Source organism: Pseudomonas sp. TH21 (assembly GCF_016651025.1).
In the GTDB taxonomy this organism is placed as follows: Bacteria; Pseudomonadota; Gammaproteobacteria; order Pseudomonadales; family Pseudomonadaceae; genus Aquipseudomonas; species Aquipseudomonas aylmerensis.
Genome location: NZ_JAEKEQ010000001.1, coordinates 5767348 through 5791458 on the forward strand (window position 1 = coordinate 5767348; position 24111 = coordinate 5791458).

The 24111-nt window shown below is 61.9% G+C and carries 21 protein-coding genes; 7 read left to right on the forward strand and 14 right to left on the reverse strand.

The genetic code is table 11. The annotated features are described in order from the left end of the window. Window positions 1-37 precede the first annotated feature (37 nt). The 3 genes from yjiA to JFU04_RS25525 form a co-directional block, all read right to left on the reverse strand. Window positions 38-997 carry a GTPase gene (gene yjiA, locus JFU04_RS25515; RefSeq protein WP_201145930.1) on the reverse strand — a complete coding sequence of 320 codons (960 nt, stop codon included), beginning with the start codon at window positions 995-997 and terminating at the stop codon, window positions 38-40. Window positions 998-1153: 156 nt separating this feature from the next. Further along, complete coding sequence (locus JFU04_RS25520; RefSeq protein ID WP_003194308.1) at window positions 1154-1351, reverse strand: YbdD/YjiX family protein; 198 nt, start codon at window positions 1349-1351, stop codon at window positions 1154-1156. 15 nt (window positions 1352-1366) lie between these two features. Then, window positions 1367-3433 carry a carbon starvation CstA family protein gene (locus JFU04_RS25525; RefSeq protein WP_065910199.1) on the reverse strand — a complete coding sequence of 689 codons (2067 nt, stop codon included), beginning with the start codon at window positions 3431-3433 and terminating at the stop codon, window positions 1367-1369. Between the two features lie 174 nt (window positions 3434-3607). Here JFU04_RS25525 and JFU04_RS25530 point away from each other — a divergent pair, with 174 nt between their 5' ends. After that, window positions 3608-3976, forward strand: coding sequence for a PilZ domain-containing protein (locus tag JFU04_RS25530; RefSeq protein ID WP_106802582.1), 369 nt, complete (start codon window positions 3608-3610; stop codon window positions 3974-3976). 114 nt (window positions 3977-4090) lie between these two features. On the opposite strand, the gene radA is transcribed toward JFU04_RS25530, so the two are convergent. From radA to katB, 3 genes are all read right to left on the reverse strand, one after another. Then, window positions 4091-5458, reverse strand: coding sequence for a DNA repair protein RadA (radA, locus tag JFU04_RS25535; RefSeq protein WP_053137919.1), 1368 nt, complete (start codon window positions 5456-5458; stop codon window positions 4091-4093). A gap of 35 nt (window positions 5459-5493) precedes the next feature. Further along, complete coding sequence (locus JFU04_RS25540) at window positions 5494-6042, reverse strand: ankyrin repeat domain-containing protein (protein WP_120450021.1); 549 nt, start codon at window positions 6040-6042, stop codon at window positions 5494-5496. 101 nt (window positions 6043-6143) lie between these two features. Next, window positions 6144-7685, reverse strand: a complete 1542-nt coding sequence (gene katB / locus JFU04_RS25545; RefSeq protein ID WP_106802580.1) for a catalase KatB — start codon at window positions 7683-7685, stop codon at window positions 6144-6146. 287 nt (window positions 7686-7972) lie between these two features. On the opposite strand from katB, the gene mscL reads away from it, so the two are divergent. Then, window positions 7973-8389 (forward strand): large-conductance mechanosensitive channel protein MscL, encoded by a 417-nt coding sequence (mscL, locus tag JFU04_RS25550; RefSeq protein ID WP_065910193.1) that lies wholly within the window; start codon window positions 7973-7975, stop codon window positions 8387-8389. 46 nt (window positions 8390-8435) lie between these two features. Here mscL and JFU04_RS25555 read toward each other — a convergent pair whose 3' ends face one another. Then, a complete protein-coding gene (locus JFU04_RS25555) occupies window positions 8436-9212 on the reverse strand; it encodes a ferredoxin--NADP reductase (protein ID WP_201145931.1) in 777 nt (258 codons plus the stop codon). A gap of 379 nt (window positions 9213-9591) precedes the next feature. Here JFU04_RS25555 and JFU04_RS25560 point away from each other — a divergent pair, with 379 nt between their 5' ends. Both JFU04_RS25560 and JFU04_RS25565 read left to right on the forward strand, forming a co-directional pair. Then, window positions 9592-10302 (forward strand): helix-turn-helix transcriptional regulator, encoded by a 711-nt coding sequence (locus JFU04_RS25560; RefSeq protein ID WP_106802578.1) that lies wholly within the window; start codon window positions 9592-9594, stop codon window positions 10300-10302. Window positions 10303-10462: 160 nt separating this feature from the next. Further along, complete coding sequence (locus JFU04_RS25565) at window positions 10463-11587, forward strand: methyltransferase (RefSeq protein WP_201145932.1); 1125 nt, start codon at window positions 10463-10465, stop codon at window positions 11585-11587. A 65-nt stretch (window positions 11588-11652) separates the two neighbouring features. Here JFU04_RS25565 and JFU04_RS25570 read toward each other — a convergent pair whose 3' ends face one another. From JFU04_RS25570 to JFU04_RS25580, 3 genes are read right to left on the reverse strand one after another with little or no spacing between them, the layout of a single operon-like run. Beyond that, window positions 11653-11820, reverse strand: coding sequence for a DUF2474 domain-containing protein (locus tag JFU04_RS25570; RefSeq protein WP_010206690.1), 168 nt, complete (start codon window positions 11818-11820; stop codon window positions 11653-11655). A 12-nt stretch (window positions 11821-11832) separates the two neighbouring features. Beyond that, window positions 11833-12840 carry a cytochrome d ubiquinol oxidase subunit II gene (gene cydB / locus JFU04_RS25575; RefSeq protein ID WP_065910185.1) on the reverse strand — a complete coding sequence of 336 codons (1008 nt, stop codon included), beginning with the start codon at window positions 12838-12840 and terminating at the stop codon, window positions 11833-11835. Between the two features lies 1 nt (window position 12841). After that, window positions 12842-14281 (reverse strand): cytochrome ubiquinol oxidase subunit I, encoded by a 1440-nt coding sequence (locus tag JFU04_RS25580; RefSeq protein ID WP_065910184.1) that lies wholly within the window; start codon window positions 14279-14281, stop codon window positions 12842-12844. A 317-nt stretch (window positions 14282-14598) separates the two neighbouring features. Here JFU04_RS25580 and JFU04_RS25585 point away from each other — a divergent pair, with 317 nt between their 5' ends. Beyond that, window positions 14599-15837 (forward strand): MFS transporter, encoded by a 1239-nt coding sequence (locus JFU04_RS25585; RefSeq protein ID WP_201145933.1) that lies wholly within the window; start codon window positions 14599-14601, stop codon window positions 15835-15837. Between the two features lie 137 nt (window positions 15838-15974). Here the strand turns inward: JFU04_RS25585 and JFU04_RS25590 are convergent, their stop codons facing one another. The 4 genes from JFU04_RS25590 to JFU04_RS25605 form a co-directional block, all read right to left on the reverse strand. Continuing rightward, the gene (locus tag JFU04_RS25590) at window positions 15975-18158 is read right to left on the reverse strand and encodes a xanthine dehydrogenase family protein molybdopterin-binding subunit (protein ID WP_201145934.1); all 2184 of its coding nucleotides are present in this window, start codon (window positions 18156-18158) and stop codon (window positions 15975-15977) included. Then, window positions 18155-19144 (reverse strand): FAD binding domain-containing protein, encoded by a 990-nt coding sequence (locus tag JFU04_RS25595; RefSeq protein WP_106802575.1) that lies wholly within the window; start codon window positions 19142-19144, stop codon window positions 18155-18157. The genes JFU04_RS25590 and JFU04_RS25595 overlap by 4 nt, the downstream gene beginning before the upstream one ends. Continuing rightward, window positions 19141-19665 carry a (2Fe-2S)-binding protein gene (locus JFU04_RS25600; protein ID WP_242485931.1) on the reverse strand — a complete coding sequence of 175 codons (525 nt, stop codon included), beginning with the start codon at window positions 19663-19665 and terminating at the stop codon, window positions 19141-19143. The genes JFU04_RS25595 and JFU04_RS25600 overlap by 4 nt, the downstream gene beginning before the upstream one ends. A 106-nt stretch (window positions 19666-19771) precedes the next feature. Further along, entirely contained in the window at window positions 19772-20218 is a 447-nt protein-coding gene (locus JFU04_RS25605; protein WP_201145935.1) for a DUF4879 domain-containing protein, read from the reverse strand. 209 nt (window positions 20219-20427) lie between these two features. Here JFU04_RS25605 and JFU04_RS25610 point away from each other — a divergent pair, with 209 nt between their 5' ends. Then, window positions 20428-21723 (forward strand): NCS2 family permease, encoded by a 1296-nt coding sequence (locus tag JFU04_RS25610; protein WP_034100857.1) that lies wholly within the window; start codon window positions 20428-20430, stop codon window positions 21721-21723. Next, window positions 21720-22799 carry a tRNA (uridine(54)-C5)-methyltransferase TrmA gene (gene trmA / locus JFU04_RS25615; protein WP_201145936.1) on the forward strand — a complete coding sequence of 360 codons (1080 nt, stop codon included), beginning with the start codon at window positions 21720-21722 and terminating at the stop codon, window positions 22797-22799. Before JFU04_RS25610 ends, trmA begins: the two co-directional genes overlap by 4 nt. Window positions 22800-24111: the final 1312 nt, after the last annotated feature.

Here is a 24111-nt window from a genome sequence, read left to right on the forward strand (position 1 = left end):
GTCCTGACCCGCATTCCCACGCAGAGCGTGGGAACGATCAGGATTGGTAAACCCGTGCAAACCCTTCGCGGATTTTGTCTTCGGGCAACTCATCGGCAATAAACACAATCACACTCTCGCGCACCTCGCCCTCGGCCCACTCGGTGTCCCAATCGAACCCGTAGAGCTTCAGCACGCCCTGGAACACCATGCGCCGGTCCTCTCCGGCAATGTTCAGCACGCCCTTGTAGCGCAGCAGCTGCTTGCCGTGGTCTTCCAGCAGCTCATTCATGAACTCACTGAGGCGGTCGATATCCAGCGGATGCTCGGTGCGCAGCACCAGGCTGGAGATACGGTCGATGGACGGCGCCGCACTCACCGGGCGCAGGCTCATGCCGGCGTTGAGGTTGAAGCCGCGGACATCGAGCAACTCGGCCAGGTCGATGGCGCCATGGTCCACCACACGAATCGGCGCGCGGCGGTTGATGCGGGTCAGGCGCTCGCTGAGGGCCTCGAAGGTGGCGTCGTCCACCAGGTCACGCTTGCTCACCAGCAGGCGGTCGGCAAAACCGATCTGGGCCTGGGCGATGGTCTGGGTCAGGTGGTGCTCGGCATGCGCCGCGTCCACCAGGGTGATGATGCCGTCGAGGATATAGCGCTCGCGCAGTTCTTCATCGATAAAAAAGGTCTGCGCCACCGGCGCCGGATCGGCCAGGCCGGTGCACTCGATCACCAGGCGGTCGAAGACGATCTCGCCACTGTCCAGGCGTTCCAGCAGCAGGTACAGGGCTTTGGTCAGGTCGGTGTGGATGGTGCAGCACACGCAACCGTTGGACAGGGTCATGACTTGCACCGGTTCTGTACCCAACAGCTGGGTATCGATTCCGGCGTCACTGAATTCGTTTTCGATCACGGCGATTTTCAAGCCGTGCTCGGCCTTGAGCAGATGGCGCAGCAAAGTGGTCTTGCCGGCGCCGAGGAAGCCGCTGAGGACGGTGACGGGGATGGGAGAGGACAAAGACAGTTCTCCTGATAACTGAAAGAACACAAAACAAATGTGGGAGCGGGCTTGCTCGCGAAGGCGGTGTATCAGTCGAAGTATGCATCAACTGACAGACCGCCTTCGCGAGCAAGCCCGCTCCCACATGGAGTCACCGCCAACCCGGGTACCGGGTTAGCAGCACTTAGGCCCACCCTTGCCACCGTAACGGGCTTCCTGGCGCTCCCGGAAGAACGCCTTGTAGTCCATCACCGGTTTGTCCGGGTGTTTGGTTTGCATATGCTCGACGTAGGTGTCGTAGTCGGGCATGCCGACCATCAGGCGCGCGGCCTGACCGAGGTATTTACCGAGGCGACTGATGTCATTGAACATGGCTGCAATCCTCGTTTACGCGTCCGGTACGGCCTGGAACGGGGCTTCTTTATCCGTACGTTCCTTGTTGCCCCAGGCGGCGACGCCGACCTTGAGCGCATAGAACAGGATGCTGAATACCACGAACAGGAACAGTGCTGTCAGCGTTGCGTTGGTGTAGGCGTTCCAGATCACGTGCTGCATCTGGTCGACGCTCTTGGCCGGGGCCAGGATCTGGCCGTTGGCCAGCGCATCACTGTACTTCTTCGCCAGCGACAGGAAGCCGATCGCCGGGTTGGCGTCGAACAGCTTGATGAAGCCCGCGGTGGTGGTGCAGATCAGCAGCCATACGGCCGGAAGCATGGTCACCCAGATGTAGCGTTGGCGTTTCATTTTGATCAGTACAACGGTCGCCAGCATCAGCGCGATACCCGCCAGCATCTGGTTGGAGATACCGAACAGCGGCCACAAGGTGTTGATGCCGCCCAGTGGGTCGATCACGCCCTGGTACAGCAGGTACCCCCACATCGCCACACAACCGGCGGTGGCAATCAGGTTGGCTGTCCACGACTCGGTGCGCTTGAGCGACGGCACGAACGAACCCAGCAGGTCCTGCAGCATGAAGCGACCGGCACGGGTGCCGGCGTCGACTGCCGTGAGGATGAACAACGCCTCGAACAGGATTGCAAAGTGGTACCAGAACGCCATGGTGTTTTCACCCGGCAGCACACTGTGCAGGATCTGCGCGATACCCACGGCCAGCGTCGGTGCACCGCCGGCACGCGCCAGGATGGTGGTCTCGCCGATGTCATGGGCCACGGCCTGCAACGCCTCAGGCGTTATCGCAAAGCCCCAGCTGCTGACGGTTTGCGCCACGGTCATCACGTCACCGCCGACCACAGCGGCCGGGCTGTTCATGGCGAAGTACACGCCAGGCTCAATCACGGAAGCCGCGACCATGGCCATGATGGCCACGAACGACTCCATCAGCATCGCGCCGTAGCCGATGTAACGGGCGTTGACTTCGTTATCCAGCAGCTTGGGCGTGGTGCCCGAGGAAATCAGCGCGTGGAAACCCGAGACCGCGCCACAGGCGATGGTGATGAACAGGAACGGGAACAGGCCGCCCTTCCACACCGGGCCGGTGCCGTCGATGAACTGGGTCAGGGCCGGCATTTTCAGCTCTGGCATGGTGACCAGGATGCCGATCGCCAGGGCGATGATGGTGCCGATCTTGAGGAACGTGGAGAGGTAGTCACGCGGCGCCAGGATCAGCCATACCGGCAGTACCGCCGCGACGAAACCGTAGCCGATCAGCATCCAGGTGATCTGGATCCCGGTGAAGGTGAAGGCTTTGGCCCAGGTCGGGTCAGCGGCAATCTGCCCGCCCAGCCAGATCGAGCCCAGCAGCAACAGCACGCCGATGATCGAGATCTCACCGATGCGGCCCGGGCGGATGTAGCGCATGTATACGCCCATGAACATCGCGATCGGGATGGTCGCCATGACCGTGAAGATGCCCCATGGGCTCTCGGCCAGGGCCTTGACCACGATCAGCGCCAGCACCGCGAGGATGATGATCATGATCAGGAAGCAGCCGAACAGCGCGATAGTCCCCGGAATGCGGCCCATCTCTTCGCGAACCATATCCCCCAGGGAACGGCCGTTGCGACGGGTGGACAGGAACAGGACCATGAAGTCCTGCACCGCACCGGCCAGCACCACCCCGGCAATCAGCCACAGGGTGCCCGGCAGATAGCCCATTTGCGCCGCCAATACCGGGCCGACCAGCGGACCTGCACCGGCAATCGCCGCAAAGTGGTGACCGAAAAGGATGTGTTTGTTGGTCGGCACATAGTCCAGACCGTCGTTGTTGAGCACTGCGGGGGTGGCCCGCCGTGGATCGAGTTGCATCACATTGTTAGCGATGAACAGACTGTAGTAACGGTATGCAACCAGGTAGATGGCCACAGCAGCGACCACAATCCACAAGGCGTTGATCGCCTCGCCGCGGCGCAAGGCCACTACGCCCAGGGCGCACGCTCCTACAATTGCCAGCACCAGCCAGGGTAGGTGGCGTAGCAGGCTATTATTATTTTTCATTTTTATATTCCAGCCAGGGTGGACAGAAAGGACAGCCATCCCGAGTTTAGCGCTGTTGGCCTCAAAGACCACCCCCCTACATTGGTCTAGAGCCTTGCAACGGCAAAAAAAGCACAAATAAAAGCCCAATGATGGCGCAGGGCTACAATCCCCTTATCCACAGAGGGTTTGACCATGAGTGAACAGCCGTCAGATCGCCGCCGTTTCCGGCGTATTGCCTTCGATGCCAGGACCACCATTGCACAGGCCGGCTGGAATTGGCCGGTGCAACTGGTGGATTTGTCGCTCAAAGGTTTGTTGGTGCAACGCCCTGATGACTGGCGGGGCAATCGCGCAGAGCCGTTCGACGTCGAGATTCGCCTCGATCCACAGGCGCATATAAAGATGCAGGTCAGGCTGGCCCATGACGATCACGGGCAGTTGGGGTTTGTGTGCGAGCACATTGACCTTGATTCGATCAGCCACCTGCGGCGGCTGATCGAGTTGAACCTCGGTGATGAGGAGGAACTGCACCGCGAGTTGGCGGCACTGCTGGAAACCTGACCGTTCGTGCAGACCTGCATAACGGAGTGTCTGCTAATGATATGCAAGCTGATGCACCGCTATCGCAGGCAAGCCAGCTCCTACATTGAACAGGGTTGCCAGTGGGGTCAGTGCTTACTCGAACAACGCATCCAACGCCTGTTCCAGTCGGGTCACGCCGATCACCTGCAATCCTGGCGGCATCTCCTTCGGGGCATTGCCCTTGGGCACGATGGCGCGCTTGAAGCCGTGCTTGGCGGCCTCCTTCAAACGCTCCTGGCCACTGGGCACCGGGCGAACCTCGCCCGACAGCCCGACTTCACCAAACACCAGCAGGTCATGGGGCAATGGCCGATTGCGCAGACTCGACATCACCGCCGCCATCAACGCCAGGTCGGACGCTGTCTCCAGCACCTTGACCCCACCGACCACGTTGAGGAACACGTCCTGGTCGTGGGTCGGAATGCCGCCATGACGGTGCAAGACCGCCAGCAGCATCGCCAGGCGGTTCTGGTCCAGGCCGAGCGTGACGCGACGGGGGTTGGCCAGGTGGCTGTCATCCACCAAGGCCTGGACTTCGACCAGCATCGGTCGAGTGCCTTCCCACGTGGCCATCACCACACTGCCAGGGACTTCTTCCTGGGCACGGGTCAGAAAAATCGCCGATGGGTTGGAGACTTCTTTCAGCCCGCGGTCAGTCATGGCGAACACGCCCAGCTCATTCACCGCGCCGAAGCGGTTTTTCACTGCCCGCAGCAAGCGCAGGCGACCGTCGGATTCGCCTTCGAAATACAGCACGGTATCGACCATGTGCTCCAGCACCCGTGGCCCGGCCAGGGCGCCTTCCTTGGTTACGTGGCCGACCAGGAAGATCGCCGTGCCGCTTTGCTTGGCATAACGCACCAGCAGCGCCGCACTTTCGCGCACCTGGGATACACCACCCGGCGCTGATTGCAGTTGCTCGGTGAAAATCGTCTGGATCGAGTCAATCACCATGACCTTGGGTTTTTCGATGCGGGCCGTGGCGATGATGCTTTCGATGCAGGTTTCGGTCATGACCCGCAGTTGGTCCTGGGGCAACCCAAGGCGGCGGGCGCGCATGGCCACTTGCTGCTGGGATTCTTCACCCGTGACGTACAGCGCCGGCATGCGGCTGGCGATGCTGCACAGGGTTTGCAACAGGATGGTGGATTTGCCGATGCCCGGGTCACCGCCGATCAGCACCACCGAGCCATCCACCAGGCCGCCGCCAAGTACGCGGTCGAGCTCGCCGGACGCCGTGGAGAAACGCGGGATTTCCTCGACGCTGACTTCGGCCAGGGTCTTGATCTGTGCCTGCTGCCCAGTCCAGCCGGCGCGGCCGGTGGGGGCTGCGGCGCCGCCGCTTTCGATCATGGTTTCCGTCAGGGTGTTCCACGCACCGCACTCGGTGCACTGGCCGGCCCACTTGGGAAAGGTCGCGCCGCACTCGGTGCAGCCGTACATGCGCTTGGCCTTTGCCATTTGAGAACCTCCAACCGAAAAACCGCGATGATAGCTCAGCGCGACGCCGGGGTCCGGATTTCACCGCTGGCCAATCGTGAAGCACTGTTGCCGGCCGGGTCTTCGGCGTCGAGGTTGGCGCCCTTGGCCTTCAAGGCATCCAGCAGCTCGACGCGCTTGAACAGCCCGGCATACATGGCCGCCGTCTGCCCGGCGCCGTTGCGTTGATCGGGATTGCAGTCGGTGGCCAGCAGGCGCTGGGCAATTTTCAGCTCACCCTTGAAGATCGCGCCCATCAACGCGGTATTGCCACGTTTGTCCTGCACGCAGGCATCGGCGCCGGCCGCGAGCAGGCGCTCCACGTAGGCGCTTTCGCCGTGGTAGGCCGCCAGGATCAGCGCGGTGTAGCCCTTTTCATCCTGGGTGTTGAGGCTGTAGCCGGAATCGATAAAGGTGTCGAGCATGTCGAGGTCGCCACGGCGGGCAGCGTCGAAATAGTAATCCTGCAGCTGCGCCTGGAGCGCGACGGGATCATTGGCGGCGGGCTGCTCGGCCAACACGTTCAGCGACCAGCAGGCCAGCAGAGCCCATAAGAAGGTACGCATCATTCAATCCTCTGCGTAACCCTGCAGGCGCCGGCTTGCCGGTGATGGCGGCGTTGAATACGCCATCGCCGGCAAGCCGGCGCCTACGGGGGGGTGCGTGGTTAGTCGGTGAGTTTTTCCGCCAGCGCCTTCACGCGTGCCAGGTCACCCTTGGCAACTTTGGCCACACCCGTGCCGTACTCCGGGTCGGCCTTGTAGAGGAACGACAGGATGATGTGCTTGCTCTCGTCATCGGTGGTGGCCAGGGAGCCGCCGAAGTTCTCGATCAGGTCCTGGCGCTCTTTCTTGCTGTAGGAGCGATACAGGTCGCCGGCTTGCTTGAAGTTCTGCTCACGCTGGATCTTCGCCTGCTGGGTGCTGCCCGACAGGGCCGACTGGCTGTAGCGCGCGGCTTGCGGTTCTTCACGTGGCAGCAGGCGGCTTGGCTGGTAGTTCACGCCCGTGGAGGTCTTGCCGGCATTCATTGCGCCGTCCTGGTTGCCGTTGTTGACGGTGACCCGTGGCGCGTTGATCGGCAATTGCAGGGCATTGGCGCCCAGGCGGTACATCTGTGTGTCAGCGTAGGAGAACACCCGGCCTTGCAGCAGGCGGTCCTCTGACGGCTCGATGCCCGGCACCAGGTTGGACGGGGCCATGGCCACCTGCTCGGTTTCCTGGAAGACATTGGCCGGGTTGCGGTTCAGCACCATCTGCCCGACTTTGCGCTCCGGTACGCCCGGCCAGATCTTGGTGGCATCCAGCGGGTCGAAATCGAACTTGGCCAGGTCCTCAGGCTTGAGCACCTGCACGTACAGGTCCCACTTGGGGAAATCCCCTTTGTTGATATGGGTGACCAGGTCATGGGTCATGTGGCTGTAGTCACGGCCCTGCACGTCGACGACCTGCTTGGGATCAAGGTTCTTGAGGCCCTGCTGGCTCTTCCAGTGGAACTTGACGTAGTGCACTTCGCCCTTGGCGTTGATCAGCTTGTAGGCGTGCACGCCATTGCCGTCCATTTCCCGGTAGCTGGCCGGGGTGCCCGAGTCGGAATACAGCTCGGTCAGCGTGCGCGTGGACTCTGGCACATGGGAGAAGAAGTCGAAGCGGCGAGAATCGTCATCGAGGTTGGTGCGCGGGTCCGGCTTGAAGGCGTGGACCATGTCCGGGAACTTGATGGCATCGCGGATAAAGAACGTCGGGAAGTTATTGCCAACGAGGTCCCAATTGCCCTCGGCGGTGTAGAACTTGGTGGCGAAACCGCGCGGGTCGCGCAGGGTTTCCGGGGAGTGGTTGCCGTGCACCACAGAGGAAAAACGCACGAACACCGGGGTGCTTTCGCCAGCGGCGAAGACCTTGGCCTTGCTCAGGTCGCTGAGATTGTCGGTCACCGTGAAGGTGCCGTGGGCGCCCGTGCCACGGGCATGCACGACGCGCTCGGGGATGCGCTCGCGGTCAAAGCGTTGCAGCTTCTGGATCAACTGCACGTCCTGCAGCAGCACCGGGCCATTGGCGCCGGCGGTCTGCGAGTTCTGGTTGTCGCCAACGGCAGCACCGTTGTCGCGGGTCAGGTTGGCGGCTTGCACTGACAGCGAAAGCAGGCTGGCGGTCGCGACTACCAGCGCATATCGCGCCGATAGAGGCCGGCGGCTCATTGAGTTCTTCATCGAGGTGTCCTCTGGTTTTTTTGATGCACATTCAGTTGTGCTTGCCAGAGGCTAGTGACCCGAGCACCAGAAGATAAATAGAAAAGCCGCACTAACCCGATTGAAAAAATAGTGTGGTAAGCCACTGATTTGGCGAGTATTTCGCGCGCGATTGGTGGCACTTTGCAAACTATTTGCGATTTAATGTGTCGATAAAAACTAACAGTGTTAACGGTTGTGTCAGGCAAGCCCGCTATGACTGACTTACACTGGGTTCCACCCTTCTCATCTGTAACAAGGAATAACCTATGGGCGTGATCAGTGAGTTCAAGGCCTTCGCGGTCAAAGGTAATGTGGTCGATATGGCCGTCGGTATTATCATCGGCGCCGCCTTCGGCAAAATTGTTTCCTCGTTTGTAGGCGACGTGGTGATGCCGCCACTGGGCCTGTTGATCGGCGGCGTGGACTTCGGTGATCTGGCGATAACGCTCAAGGCTGCGCAGGGTGACGTCCCCGCGGTGGTACTGGCCTATGGCAAGTTCATCCAGAGCGTGGTCGACTTCCTGATCGTTGCGTTTGCGATCTTCATGGGCGTAAAGGCGATCAATCGCCTGAAACGTGAAGAGGCCGTGGCACCAAGCCTGCCGCCGACGCCTACCAAGGAAGAGGTCTTGCTGGGCGAGATCCGTGACCTGCTCAAGGCACAGAACGACAAGCCGCTTTAACCGATAAGGGCTGTGTCAGAGGCGCCTGTTGCAGGCGCCTTTTTTATTACCAGTAGTTTTCCACTGCCACCTGGCCCGGGCGCCGGCTCAAGCTCAATTGCAGGTCGCGCTGCTTGAGCAACTGGCGAGTGTCATCGACCATCTGCGGGTTGCCGCAAATCAGTACACGGGAATGCTCAGGCGTCAGCTCGACCCCGGCCGCGCGCTCCAACTCGCCGTTTTCGATCAGCGTGGTAATGCGCGCGTTCAAGGCGCCGGGATGCGGCTCGCGGGTCACGATCGGAAGGTAGGTCAGTTTGTGCGCGTACTCGGCGAGGTACTCACGCTCGCCCAGTTCGGAGATCAGCACCTGATAGGCCAGCTCCTTGGCCTCACGCGCGCTGTACACCAGAATGATGCGCTCGAATTTCTCCCAGACTTCGAAATCCTGCAGGATCGACAAAAACGGCGCCACCCCGGTGCCGGTCCCCAACATCCACAAATCACGGCCATCGACAAAACGGTTCAACGTCAGGAAACCCGTGGCCTGGCGCTCGACCATCAGGGTATCGCCCACTCGCAGGCGGCTCAGTTCACTGGTGAATTCCCCGCCAGGCACCACAATCGAGAAGAAATCCAGGTGCTCATCGAACGGCGAAGACACCACGGAATAGGCGCGCCACACCGTGCTGCCGTCGGCCTTGGTCACCCCCAGACGTACGAACTGACCCGCCGTGAAGCGGAATCCCGGGTCGCGTGTGGTGCGCAGCGTAAACAGGCTGGGGGTCAGCGATTGCACGTCGAGCAAGGTCTGGCGGGTAAATTTCTCAGCACTGGCCGTCATGGGAGGCTCCGTTCTACAGGAGCCCTAGTGTCCCTCAAAGTCGCGCGCGGAAACACCGGTGGTTTGTAGTGGAATCCCATGCGCACGCAAGTATGGCTATCTAATAGCATCACTAATCAATTGGCTATTAAGCCCTTTCCCGACGTTACAAACGCACCACAACTTGTGCGTGACACAATCTTCAACCCACTAAAAAACCGCAAGAAATTTATTCAGCGCTGGGAATGAGTTGCAATAATCGAATAAAAAATCTCAAGCACCGCCCGTCAATAACCAAATTTTCATCTTGCCTTGCAGGCCATGTCCTACACTCATTTCCTGCGGCGTAGGGAGTCCAGGACGTATCCCCAGTCGCGCAGAACCTCATGGAGATTCACCAATGGTTAACTGGCGTAATTCAAGACTTCCCAAGCTGGAAGGCGAGAGCGAAACCACCAGTCTTTTTGACCTAGCCGTCAATCACACCTACGCACTCGGCTTTCAGTACTGCTCATTTACCATGACTTCGCAACGACCTGACACTCAGGCGAAGCCCATTTGCATCAACAACTATCCGGAGGAATGGAACAAACTGTATAACCAGGCCCGCTTCTTTGAAGTTGATCCGGTCGTTAAACATTGCAAAACTTGTGTATTGCCCCTGGTCTGGGAGGAAAAAACCTTCAAGGATTCCCCCTCCCTCTGGTCCCTGGCCCAGACATGTGGCGTGAACCTGGGCTGGACTCAAGCCGTGCATGATTTCCAGGGCGTGTTCAGCATGCTCACCCTGGGCCGCGGCAAAGGTGCGGTCAGCCCGGAAGAATTGTATGAAAAGGCCGGCCAGGTACTCTGGCTGTGCCATGCGCTCCACACGGTCGTAGCACAGACCTACACCGACACCGCAACCAGCAGCCCTGCGAGCAAACTGACCCCACGGGAAACCGAAATCCTCAAGTGGTCGGCCATGGGCAAGACCGCCGCGGATATCGCTACCATCCTGTGCCTGTCCGAACGCACGGTAGGCTTTCATATTTGCAGTTGCTTCAAGAAGCTGGGCGTCAACAACAAGATTGCCGCCGTGCTCTGCGCTTCGAAAGCGGGGTTGTTTTAAGCGCGGCTGAGACTACGCATGTAATCCCCCCTGAAAAAAGTAACATTTGCGGCAAATGTCTGAGTGCTGAGCGACCCTGCCGGGGTCCTGCCCGCCGTTCACTCAGACCGTTGTGCAGGCCACTGCCCGACGCCCATCGATTACCCAGAGCCTCCCCGCCATGCCCCTGCTCGACACGCCCTTCGCCCAGCTCGATCTGATTCGCCAGCCAGAACAGCACAACGATCCGCTGCAAGCCTTCGACGCGGCCGACGAGTACCTCCTCAGCTACCTGGCCGAACAGCAACCCGGCGCCGCGACCCGCGTGCTGGTACTCAATGACAGCTTCGGCGCCTTGGCCGCCAGCCTTGAAGGCCAGGTGCAAGTGACCTCCAGCGGCGACTCTTTCCTCGCGGCCCAGGGCCTCGGGAAAAACCTGGTGCGCAACGCCAAGGCCTTCGATGCGGTGCCGTTCATCCCCGCCAGCCAGCTGCCAGCAGGGCCCTTCGATCGCGTGCTGATCCGTGTACCCAAGACCCTCGCCTTGCTGGAAGAGCAACTGATCCGCCTGCAGGGTCAACTGGCGCCGGGCGCCGAAGTGATCGCCGGGGCGATGGTCAAGCACCTGCCACGCGCGGCCGGGGAAATGCTTGAGCGTTATATCGGCCCCATGCACGCCTCGCTGGCCGTCAAGAAAGCCCGGCTGTTGATCGCCACCGTTGCGGAGCGTCCGACAGCAGTCTCGCCCTACCCCACCCGCTACACCGTGGATGCGCCGGCGATTGAACTGCTGAACCACGCCAACGTGTTCTGCCGCGAAAGCCTGGACATCGGCACCCGCGCTTTCCTGCCGCACCTGCCGAAAAGCCTCGGCAGTGCCCGCGTCGCAGACCTGGGCTGCGGCAATGGCGTATTGGCCATCGCCAGCGCACTGCAAAACCCTGACGCGCAGTACACCTTGGTGGACGAGTCCTACATGGCCGTGCAGTCGGCGCTGGAGAACTGGCGCGCCGCCCTCGGCGAGCGCGACGTCAACGTCCGCGCCGGTGATGGCCTCGCTGGCCAGGAACCGCAGTCCCTGGATGTGGTGCTGTGCAACCCGCCGTTTCACCAGCAGCAGGTGGTGGGTGACTTCCTGGCCTGGCGCATGTTCCAGCAGGCGCGCGAGGCACTGGTGGTCGGCGGCGCCCTTTATATAGTCGGCAACCGTCATCTGGGTTACCACAGCAAGTTGGCGCGGCTGTTCAGGGGTGTCGAGCAAGTGGCGGCGACCCCGAAATTCGTGATCCTCAAGGCGCGCAAATAAAAAAACCCTGCCGATCTCGCGATGGGCAGGGTTGAAAGCCGGGCCGCAAGGCCCGGATCGGGATGTCAGTGGGTGGTCAGGCCGGCCGCATTCATGAACATGCGCATCAGGCTGGCCACGACAAACAGGGCCAGCACGCTGCCGGTCCAGATCATCGCCAACCACCCCAGGCGCCGCCACAGCGGCTGTTTCTCGGCCTGTTCAATCTCGTGCAACGAAGGCTTGCCGGACATTAAACGCCCCTCCTAGTGATAACCGTCTTCGTGGGTGACCTTGCCGCGGAACACGTAGTAGCTCCAGAAGGTGTAGCCCAGGATGAACGGGATGATGAACAACGTGCCGACCAGCATGAAGCCCTGGCTCTGCGGCGGTGCAGCGGCATCCCAGATCGAGACCGACGGCGGGATGATGTTCGGCCACAGGCTGATCCCCAAGCCGCTGTAGCCGAGGAAGATCAGCACCAGCGTGAGCAGGAACGGCGTGTAGTGCGCATTACGCGCCACCGCACGGATCAGGCCGTACATGGTCACCAACACCAGGATCGGCACCGGCAGGAACCAGAACAGGTTCGGCAGGGTGAACCAGCGCGAAGCTATTTCCGGGTGCGCCAGCGGCGTCCACAGGCTGACGATACCGATCACCGCCAGCACCACGAACGCCAGCGGCCGCGCCAGGTTGTGCATCTGTTCCTGCAACTTGCCTTCGGTCTTCATGATCAGCCAGGTGCAGCCGAGCAAGGCATAGGCCACGATCAGCGCCACACCGCAGAACATCGTGAACGGTGTCAGCCAGTCCAGCGAGCCGCCGGCAAACTGGCGATCCACCACCGGGATACCGTCGATAAAGGCGCCCAGCGCCACGCCCTGGAAGAACGTCGCGGCCAGCGAGCCACCGATGAAGGCCTTGTCCCACAGGTGACGCTTGTGGTCCTTGGCCTTGAAGCGGAACTCGAAGGCCACGCCCCGGAAGATCAGCCCGATCAGCATCAGGATCAGCGGCAGGTACAGCGCGGAGAGCACCACCGAATAGGCCAGCGGGAACGCGCCGAACAACGCCGCGCCGCCAAGTACCAGCCAGGTTTCATTGCCGTCCCAGACCGGGGCGACGGTGTTCATCATCACGTCACGGTCGACTTTGCCGGGGATAAACGGAAAGAGGATGCCGATACCCAGGTCGAAGCCGTCCATGACCACGTACATCATGATGCCGAAAATGATGATCACGGCCCAGATCAGCGGAAGATCAATACCCATCTCAATTCCCCTTGTGCTGGATGTGGGCGTGGTCGTCATCGCTGCCATCATCGGCGGCAGACAACGGACGGGCCGGTGTGCGTTTCTGGCCAGGCCCACCGTGGGTCGGCTCGGTGCCTTCGTGGGTCACAGGGCCCTTGCGCACCAGGCGCATCATGTAGCCCAGGCCCGCGCCGAACAGCGCGAAATACACCACCACGAACAACACCAGGGTAATGGTCATCTGCGCCAGGCTATGCCCGGAGGACGCATCCGCCGTGCGCATCAAGCCGTAGACGACCCACGGCTGACGGCCGATTTCGGTGGTGAACCAACCGGCGAGAATCGCGATCAGCCCGGACGGGCCCATCCACAGCGCCAGGTACAGGAACGGCTTGGACGTGTACATCTTGTCGCCACGGCGCAGCCACAGGCTGAACAGCCCGGTGAAGATCATCAGGAAGCCCAGGCCGACCATGACCCGGAACGACCAGAACACAATGGTCGAATTGGGGCGATCCTCAGGCGGAAACTCCTTGAGCGCCGGTACCTGCTTATCCAGGGAGTGGGTCAGGATCAGGCTGCCCAGATAGGGAATCTCGACCGCGTACTTGGTTTTCTCGGCCTTCATGTCCGGCCAGCCGAACAGGATCAGCGGCGTCGGTTCGTTGCCGATATTCTCCCAGTGGCCTTCAATCGCAGCGATTTTCGCCGGTTGATGCTTGAGGGTGTTGAGGCCATGGAAGTCACCGATCACTGCCTGGATCGGCGCGACGATCAGCGCCATCCACATTGCCATCGACAACATGGTGCGGATCGCCGGGTTGTCCTTGCCGCGCAGCAAATGCCAGGCCGCCGAGGAGCCGACGAAGAACGCCGTGGCCACGAAGGCCGCCGTGGCCATGTGCATCAGGCGGTAGGGGAAGGACGGGTTGAAGATCACCGCCAGCCAATCGGTGGGGATCACGCGGCCGTCGATGATTTCAAAGCCCTGCGGCGTCTGCATCCAGCTGTTGGAGGCGAGAATCCAGAACGTCGAGATCAACGTACCGACGGCCACCATCACCGTGGAGAAAAAGTGCAGCTTGCGCCCCACCTTGTTCCAGCCGAACAGCATCACGCCGAGGAAACCGGCTTCGAGGAAGAACGCCGTGAGCACTTCATACGTCAGCAGCGGGCCGGTGACGGCGCCGGCGAAGTCCGAGAAGCGGCTCCAGTTGGTGCCGAACTGGTAGGCCATCACCAGGCCGGAGACCACGCCCATGCCGAAGTTGACGGCAAAGATCTTCGACCAGAAATGGTAGAGGTCACGGTAGGTGTCGTTATGGGTCTTGAGCCACAAGCCTTCCAGCACCGCAAGGTAACTGGCCAGGCCGATGGTGATCGCCGGGAACAGGATGTGGAACGAGATGGTGAATGCGAATTGAATTCGGGCGAGATCTAGCGCCTCCAAACCGAACATAAGTCTTCCTCTGTCAGGTAATACCGGCTGCTGGCGGGAGCCTGCACCCACTGCCCCCACGGATATGGAGTCTGGCGAATTTCAATTCGTTTCTTTTTTTAACCAACCACGCAGGGAATCTGGCCTTGCGGCCGCCAGACCGATGCCCGGGCGGACATTGATCTGGATCAAGCATTGCTGAAAGAGTAGTCCCATTTTGAGGATTGAACTGTGTGGTCTTTTGCCGCGTGACAGACTGCCTCAGCGCAGTTCCTGCAACCATCTGTTACAACTTGATGATAATCTCGGCCCTCCCCCGGCCCTGACCAGAATTCCCGATGCCTAGTGAACCCGCGTTGCTGTTGCGTCACCACCGCCCTTTCATCGCGTTCTGGCTGGCACGGATCTTTACCGCCAGCGGTTTCCAGATGCTCACCGTGGCCATCGGCTGGAACCTCTACCAGCTGACCGGCAATGTGCTGGACCTGGGTCTGGTCGGGCTGGTCGAGTTCGTACCACGCGTGCTGTTCATGCTGCATACCGGGCATGTGGCCGACCGCTATGAGCGGCGCAAGGTCGCCGCCATCTGCCAGACCGTGCAGGCGTTGATCGCCCTGTCCCTGGCCATCGGTGGCCTGACCGGCAACGTCACCCGCGAGATGATCTTTATCCTCGCCTTTCTGCTCGGCGCCGCACGCTCCTTTGAAATGCCCACCACCCAGGCACTGCTGCCGAGCATCGTGCCCAGCGCACTGTTCCCGCGCGCCGTGGCCTCGTCGCAATCGGCCCAGCAACTGGCGACCATCGTCGCGCCGGCCCTCGGCGGTTTGCTCTACGCGTTGGGCAGCGTGTGGGTGTATGGCCCTACCGTGGCCCTGTACCTGATTGCCTGTGTGCTGACCCTCAACCTGCCCGCCCGCCAGACCCCGCTCAACAAGGGCAAGGCCACCCTCGATTCGCTGCTGGCCGGCATCCGCTTTATCCGCAGCCGCCCGGACATTCTCGGGGCAATTTCCCTGGACCTGTTTGCCGTGCTGCTGGGCGGCGCCACCGCTTTGCTGCCGGTGTTCGCCAAGGACATCCTGCTGACCGGAGCCTGGGGCCTGGGCCTGCTGCGCTCGGCACCGGCGGTGGGCGCGTTGTTGATGTCGCTGTGGCTGGCACGGTTTTCGGTGGATCGGCATGTGGGCCGCGTGATGTTCACTGCCGTCGGCGTATTCGGCGTGGCGACCATCGCGTTCGGCCTGTCCACTTCGTTCTGGTTCTCGCTGGCAGTGCTGGTGGTCCTGGGCGCGGCGGACATGATCAGCATGGTGATCCGCGCCTCCTTCGTGCAGCTGGAAACCCCGGATGAAATGCGCGGCCGCGTGAGTGCCGTCAACGGCCTGTTCATCGGCGCATCGAATCAACTGGGCGAGTTCGAATCGGGCATCACCGCCCACTGGTTCGGCACCGTGCCCGCCGTGGTCATGGGCGGGGTCGGCACGCTGGTGGTGACGGGGACGTGGATCAAACTGTTCCCGACCCTGGCCAACCGCGACCGCATGCATGTGCCGGTGGAGGAAACCAAGCCATAAGCCGGTTGAAAAACCGTCAATGTCGGCGCTGGCTTGCCTGCGATGGCGGTGTCTCAGCCACTATATGATGGGCTGACAGATAGCTATCGCAGGCAAACCAGCTCCCACATTTGCTCTTCTGTGGTCCGAAGACCGGGTTACAGCACCTTGTCCAACGTGATGGGAAACTCCCGCACTCGCTTGCCGGTGGCATGGTAGATCGCATTCGCGACCGCCGCCGCCACGCCGACAATGCCGATCTCACCGACGCCCTTGGACCCCAGCGCGTTGACGATCTCGTCGTGTTCTTCGACGAATATCACCTCAATCTCGCCAATATCGGCATTCACCGGAATGTGGTACTCGGCCAGGCTGTGGTTCATGTAGCGCCCCAGTTGATGGTCGACCTGGGTTTCTTCATGCAGGGCCATGCCGATGCCCCATACCACGCCACCGAGTATCTGGCTGCGCGCCATTTTTGGATTGACCACGCGCCCGGCCGCAATCGCACTGACCACGCGGCTGACCTTGATAGTGCCGAGGTCTTCATCCACGCGCACCTCGACGAACACCGCCGAATGCGTGGCAGTGCTGTAGCCCTCACGTTTTTTGTCCGGCTCACTGTCGACCTGGGCTTCCAACGCCGCTTCGCCACTGTCCTTGACCAACTGCGCCAACGACACGCTCACGTCACCGGCGTGCAGTTGACCGTCTTCAAACCGCACCGACTGCGCCTGCGTGAATACCGGGTAGGTCTGCCGGGCGATGGCCAGCAACTGGGCATTCAAGGCTTCGCACGCTTGCTGCACCGCAGTGCCCACCGAGGACACGGTAAACGAGCCGCCCTGCAACGGCGCCGTCGGCAATGAAGAATCACCGAGCAGAAAACGCACGTCGTCCATCGCCACGCCGCTGGCCTGCGCCGCGATCTGGGTCATGACCGTGTACGTACCCGTGCCGATATCAGTGGTGGCGCTGCTGACCGTCAGCTTGCCCTCGGCATCGAGGCGGGCCTTGGCGCTGGCCTTCATCTGCAGGGCCTCCCACACGCCACCGGCCATGCCCCAGCCGATCAACTGGCGGCCATCGCGCATGCTGCGCGGTTCCGGGTTGCGCTGGCTCCAGCCAAAACGCTCGGCGCCATCACGGTAACATTCGCGCAGGGCTTTGCTTGACCAGGGTTTGTCGTCGTTCTGATTGCGCTCGGCGTAGTTGATCAGCCGCAGCTTCACCGGGTCCATGCCCAAGGCGCACGCCAGTTCGTCCATGGCGCACTCCAGGCCGATCACGCCCAGAGCCGCGCCAGGTGCGCGCATGTCCAGCGGGGTGAATACGTCCAGTGGCACCAACTGGTAGGTCAATTGCACGTTGTCGCAGTGATAAAGCATGCCGCTCCACTCCACCACGTGCTCGCTGAAGTCTTCGAAACGTGAGGTCTGGCCAATCGCCGTATGCCCCAGCGCCATCAGGCGGCCATCTGCCGCCGCGCCCATCTGCAAACGCTGCAAGGTGCGTGGGCGGTAGCCGAAGGTGAACATTTGCTGACGCGTCAGCGTGACGCGCACCGAGCGCTTGAGCGCCAGGGACGCCATCACCGCCAGCGGCAACTGGTACTGCGGGCGCAGGCCGGATCCAAAGGCACCACCGACGAACGCGGCAAAGATGCGCACTTGGCTCTTGTCCAGGCCGAAGACTTTTTGCACATAGGCCTGGCAGTTCTGCGGGCCCTGGGTCTTGTCGTGGATATGCAGGGTGCCGTCCGGCTGATACAGCACGGTGCTGGCGTGCGGCTCCATCGGGTTGTGGTGTTCGATGGGGGTGCTGTAGTGCAGGTCAAGGCTCACGGCGGCGCCGGTCCATTCGGCCTGGAAATTACCGCGTGGCTTGGGCGGGGTTTGCGGTGACGGATGGGCCTGCTCCTGCTGGGCCAACAAGTCGGTTTCGAAGGTTTCGCTGGCGTACTCGATCTGCACCAGCGAGCCGGCATGCCGCGCCAGTTCGAGGTTGTCGGCGATCACCAGGGCCAGCGGCTGGCCGCTGTAGAGCACACGGTCGTTGTACAGCGGACGAAACGGCGAGCCATCGGCGGCATCATCGTCGGCGAAGGCATCGTCATAGCTGGCGAGTCTGGGCCGGTTGCGGTGATCGAGCACCATGACCACGCCCGGCAGCGCCAAGGCTTTGGAGGCGTCGATGTTGACCACGCGTCCTTTGGCGATGGTGCTGGAGACCACACTGCCATGCAGCAGGCCAGCCTCGGGAAACTCGCCGGCATAGCGCGCCTGGCCGGTGACCTTGAGCAGACCGTCGACACGGTCCAGGGGTTTGCCGAGAGCGGTCATGGGCGTTCTCCGGCGACGGCGGCGTCGCTCAGGGCGCGGATGATTGCACGGCGCGCCAATTTGATCTTGAAGCCGTTGTGTTCCAACGGCTCGGCGTCTTGCAGCAGGGCATCGGCGGCGTTGCTGAAGGTTTCGCGGCTGACCGCCTGGCCGATCAACGCAGCTTCCACCGCGCGATCCCGCCACGGTTTATGGGCCACACCGCCGAGGGCCAGGCGCGCGTCGACGATCCGGTCACCGTCCAACTCCAGGGCTGCGGCGACCGAGACCAGCGCGAAAGCGTAGGACGCACGGTCGCGGATTTTCAGGTAGTGACTGTGACGCGCCAGGTGGTCGGCGGGCAGCTCAATGGCGGTGATCAGTTCATCATCGGCCAATTGGTTATCACGCTGCGGCGCATCGCCGGGCAGGCGGTGGAAGTCGGCAAACTCGATGACCCGCGCGCCGCCACGCCCCTCCACATGCACCCGTGCCTCCAATGCCGCGAGGGCCACGCACATGTCCGACGGGTGGGTGGCCACGCACTGGTCGCTGGCGCCGAGGATCGCATGGATACGGTTCAAGCCGGTGCGCGCCGGGCAACCGCTGCCGGGCTCGCGCTTGTTGCAGGGCACGGCGGCGTCATAGAAGTAATAGCACCGGGTGCGCTGCAGCAGGTTGCCGCCAGTGCTGGCCATATTGCGCAATTGCGGCGAGGCACCGGCGAGGATCGCCTGCGACAGCAACGGGTAGCGCGCCTCGACCAGCGGGTGCCAGGCCAGGTCGGCGTTGCTGACCAGCGCGCCGATGCGCAGGCCGCCTTCTGCGGTTTCTTCAACACCCTGCAACGGCAGGCCGGTGATGTCGATCAGGTGCTCGGGGCGCGTGAGGTTTTCTTTCATCAAGTCCAGCAGGTTGGTGCCGCCGGCGATAAAGCGCGATGCGGCGCTGCTCAGGTGCACGGCCTCGTGCACATCCGCAGGCTTGCTGTAATGGAAGGGGTTCATGACTGATCTCCCCCGGCGCGGCAGCGGGGCAACGCGTCTTCGATGGCATCGCGAATATTGGTGTAGGCGCCGCAACGGCACAGGTTGCCGCTCATCAGTTCCTGGATCTGCGCGGTGTCGTGGGCACGGCCTTCATTGGCCAGGCCGACAGCGGAACAGATCTGGCCAGGGGTGCAGTAGCCGCACTGGAAGGCATCGTGCTGGATGAACGCTTGCTGCATCGGGTGGAGCTGGTCGCCGTCGGCCAGGCCTTCGATAGTGGTCAGCTCGGCGCCGTCGCACATCACCGCCAGGGTCAGGCAGGCGTTTACGCGTTTGCCGTCGCGCAACACGGTGCAGGCGCCGCATTGGCCGTGGTCGCAACCCTTTTTGCTGCCGACCAGATCCAGTTGCTCACGCAACAGGTCGAGCAAGGTGGTCCAGGGCAACACGTCCAGCTGGCGGTCCTGGCCATTGAGGCTCAGGCGTATGGAGTGGCTGGCGAACGGTTGGGCCGCCGCGCCATTGGGGTTCGCGCTCATAAACACCTCACGGGTTGGTGTACATCCGCGGCGTTCAGGAAAGTCGCCGTCTCAGGGGTACGACTTCCCGGGGTATTGAGCGTTCAAGGCAATTGATAGGTGGCGATCAGCGAATGCTGAGGGTGGTAACCAGTTGGTTGCGCGGCGGATTGATCGACGTGTTGCTGTACTGGAAGGTGCCACCCGCGGTGATATTCAGCTGGAACGCATAGATGTAGCCCATCACCGTGCCCGCGCCGCTGCACGCCTGGCTGATGGAGCCCACCTGGCAGATCGCGGTGCTGCTGCCGGAAACCGGCGCACCATCGAAGAACGCCTGGGAGCTGTTGCCCAAGCCGACTTCCATCACGTACACCAGCGTTTGCCCACGGTGCGTGCACATCTGGGTGCTGGCCGCGCGTTCAGGGATGGTTTCAGTACAACCTTTCGACTGCACCTTGAACACCCGCACCTCGCTCAACGCCGGTGCAGTCGCGCCCCACGCCGGTGCCGCACTGAGCCAAAGGCCGATTATGGCGAACAGAGCTAGACTGCTGGCGTTGGCTTTTTTCATGCTGGCGATGACCCTGGATTAAACGTCGGCGCAGTATGCCTCAAGGCCACGCTTCAGAATACGCAGCCTATACGCCACACGGCCTCGGCTGCTGGTATGATGCGCCGCTTTTTCCGATCCTCTCTGGAACCACAGGCGCTTGGCGCAGTTTGTGCTTTGACTTAGAGGTCAACAAATCACGACGCAAAATAGCGTCACAGGGAGCAGGCATGCTGGAAAAGCTGTTTCAACTCAAGGCACACAACACCAACGTGCGCACCGAGATCCTCGCGGGCATCACGACATTCCTGGCCATGGCCTACATCCTGTTCGTCAACCCGAGCATCCTCGGCGAGACCGGCATGGACAAGGGCGCAGTATTTGTCGCGACCTGCCTGGCGGCCGCCATCGGTTCGACCGTGATGGGCCTGATCGCCAACTACCCGATCGCACTGGCGCCGGGCATGGGCCTCAATGCCTTCTTTACCTACACCGTGGTCCTGCATATGGGCCATACCTGGCAGGTTGCGCTGGGCGCGGTGTTCATCTCGGCGGTGCTGTTCTTCCTGCTGTCGATCTTCCGTATCCGTGAGTGGATCATCAACAGCATCCCGCTGCCCCTGCGCTCGGCAATTGCCGCCGGTATCGGCCTGTTCCTGGCGCTGATCGCCCTGCACAACGCTGGCATCGTGGTCAGCAACCCGGCCACCATGGTCGGCCTGGGCGACCTCAAGCAACCGGCGCCGATCCTCGCCACCCTCGGTTTCGCGCTGATCGTGGCGCTGGAAGCCCTGGCCGTGCGCGGTGCAGTGCTGATCGGCATCCTGGCGGTGACCATCGTGTCCATCGTCATGGGCTTCACTCCGTTCGGCGGCGTGACCTCGATGCCGCCATCGCTGGCCCCGACTTTCCTGCAGCTGGATATCAAAGGCGCACTGGACATCGGCCTGGTCAGCGTGATCTTCGCCTTCCTGTTCGTCGACCTGTTCGACAACTCCGGCACCCTGATCGGCGTCGCCAAGCGCGCCGGCCTGATGGGCAAGGACGGCCACATGCCGAAGATGGGCCGCGCCCTGATCGCCGACAGCACCGCCGCCATGGCCGGTTCGCTGCTGGGCACGTCGACCACCACCAGCTACATCGAATCCGCCGCCGGCGTGAGTGCCGGTGGCCGTACCGGTCTGACGGCGATCGTGGTTGCGATCCTGTTCCTGCTGGCGCTGTTCTTCTCGCCACTGGCGGCCAGCGTTCCCGCGTTCGCCACCGCGCCGGCACTGCTGTTCGTCGCCGTGCTGATGACCTCGGGCCTGGCCGAAATCGACTGGGATGACATTACCGTTGCAGCGCCGGTGGTGATCACCGCCCTGGCGATGCCCTTCACTTACTCCATCGCCAACGGCATCGCCTTCGGTTTCATCGCCTGGACCGCCATCAAGCTGCTTTCGGGCCGCTACCGTGAGCTGAACCCGGCACTGGTGATTCTGTCGATTCTGTTTGTGATCAAGCTGGGCTGGTTCAACGCATGACTTTTGACGCCGCACGCTACACCGCTCAACTGCAAGACAAGGTCACGCGCTTGCGTGACCTGCTGGCACCGTTCGACGCGCCGGAGCCACAGGTCTTCGATTCGCCGCTGCAGCACTTTCGCCTGCGTGCGGAGTTCCGCCTGTGGCGCGAAGGCGGTGAACGCCACTACGCGATGTTCTCCCAGGACGACAAACGCACACCGATCCTGATCGAAGAATTCCCCATCGCCAGCCAGCGCATCAACCAGTTGATGCCGCAGCTCAAGGCCGCCTGGCAAGCCAGTGCTGCGCTGAGCCACAAGCTGTTCCAGGTGGAGTTCCTCACCACCTTGGCCGGCGACGCAATGATCACGCTGTGCTACCACCGCCCGCTGGACGAGCATTGGCACACCGCCGCGAACCAGCTGGCTGCCGACTTGAACGTGAGCATCATCGGCCGTTCGAAAGGCAAGCGCGACGTGATCGGCCATGACTATGTGGTGGAAAAGCTCGAGGTCGGCGGTCGCACGTTCAGCTACCGCCAGCCTGAAGGCGCGTTCACCCAGCCCAACGGCACGGTGAACCAGAAGATGCTCAACTGGGCGTACGAAGCCCTGGGCGATCGCCCGGATGATTTGCTCGAGTTGTACTGCGGCAACGGCAATTTCACCCTGCCCCTGGCAACCCGCGCGCGCAAAGTGCTGGCCACCGAAATCAGCAAGACCTCGGTGAATGCCGCGCTGAGCAACCTTGATGAAAACGCGGTGGATAACGTCACCTTGGTGCGCCTGTCTGCCGAGGAACTCACCGAGGCGCTCAACGAAGTGCGCCCGTTCCGTCGCCTGCACGGCATCGACCTGAAGAGCTACGAATTCGGCAGCGTGTTCGTCGACCCGCCCCGCGCCGGCATGGACCCGGACACCTGCGAACTGACCCGGCGTTTCGACAACATCCTGTACATCTCCTGCAACCCGGAGACCCTGGCGGCGAACATCGCGCAACTGCATGACACCCACCGCATCACCAAGTGCGCCCTGTTTGACCAGTTTCCGTGGACGCACCATATGGAATCCGGGGTGCTGCTGACCCGCCGATAAGTCGGCAGGACAGCGTAGATCGCCTGTGGGGGTTGGTTTGCCTATGGGGGGTGTCAGTTGATAGATGTGTTGACTGAGCCACCGCCTTCGCGGGCCCCCTCCCACAGGGGTATGCATTTCAAGGCAAAGGTGGGGCTGGCTTGCCTGCGATGGCGGGGTGTCAGTTGGTATATGGGTTGGCTGAACCACCGCCTTCGCTGCCTCGCTCTGGCTCGAGAGCTCCCACATCCGAGCAGCAGGTTCGACCTGCATGCAATCGCACAGCGCACACCTATCCCCTGTGGGAGCTGGCTTGCCTGCGAAGGCGGAGGGTCAGTCGGTATATCTGTTGACTGACACAACGCCTTCGCGAGCAAGCCCGCTCCCACAGGGGAATGCATTTCAAGGCAAAGGTGGGGGCTGGCTTGCCTGCGATGACGCAGGTTCAGTTGGTATATGGGTTGGCTGAACCACCGCCATCGCTGCCTCGCTCTGGCTCGAGAGCTCCCACATCCGAGCAGCAGGTTCGACCTGCATGCAATCGCGCAGCGCACACATATCCCCTGTGGGAGCTGGCTTGCCTGCGAAGGCGGGGTGTCAGTCGGTATATGTGTTGACTGACACAACGCCTTCGCGAGCAAGCCCGCTCCCACAGGGGGCATGCATTTCAAGGCGAAGGTGGGGGCTGGCTTGCCTGCGAAGGCGCAGGGTCCGTTGGTATATGGGTTGGCTGAACCACCGCCATCGCTGCCTCGCTCTGGCTCGAGAGTTCCCACATCCGAGCAACAGGTTCGAACTGCATGCAATCGCACAGCGTACACCTATCCCCTGTGGGAGCTGGCTTGCCTGCGAAGGCGGGGTGTCAGTCGGTATATGTGTTGACTGACACAACGCCTTCGCGAGCAAGCCCGCTCCCACAGGGGTATGCATTTCAAGGCAAAGGTGGGGGCTGGCTTGATTGCGATGACTCAGGGTCAGTTGGTATATGGGTTGGCTGAACCACCGCCATCGCTGCCTCGCTCTGGCTCGAGAGCTCCCACATCCGAGCAGCAGGTTCGAGCTGCATGCAATCGCACAGCGCACACCTATCCCCTGTGGGAGCTGGCTTGCCTGCGATGGCGGAGGGTCAGTCGGTATATGGCTTGACTGACACAACGCCTTCGCGAGCAAGCCCGCTCCCACAGGGGTATGCATTTCAAGGCAAAGGTGGGGGCTGGCTTGCCTGCGATGGCGGGGTGTCAGTTGGTGTATGGGTTGGCTGAGCCACCGCCTTCGCTGCCTCGCTCTGGCTCGAGAGCTCCCACATCCGAGCAGCAGGTTCGAGCCGCATGCA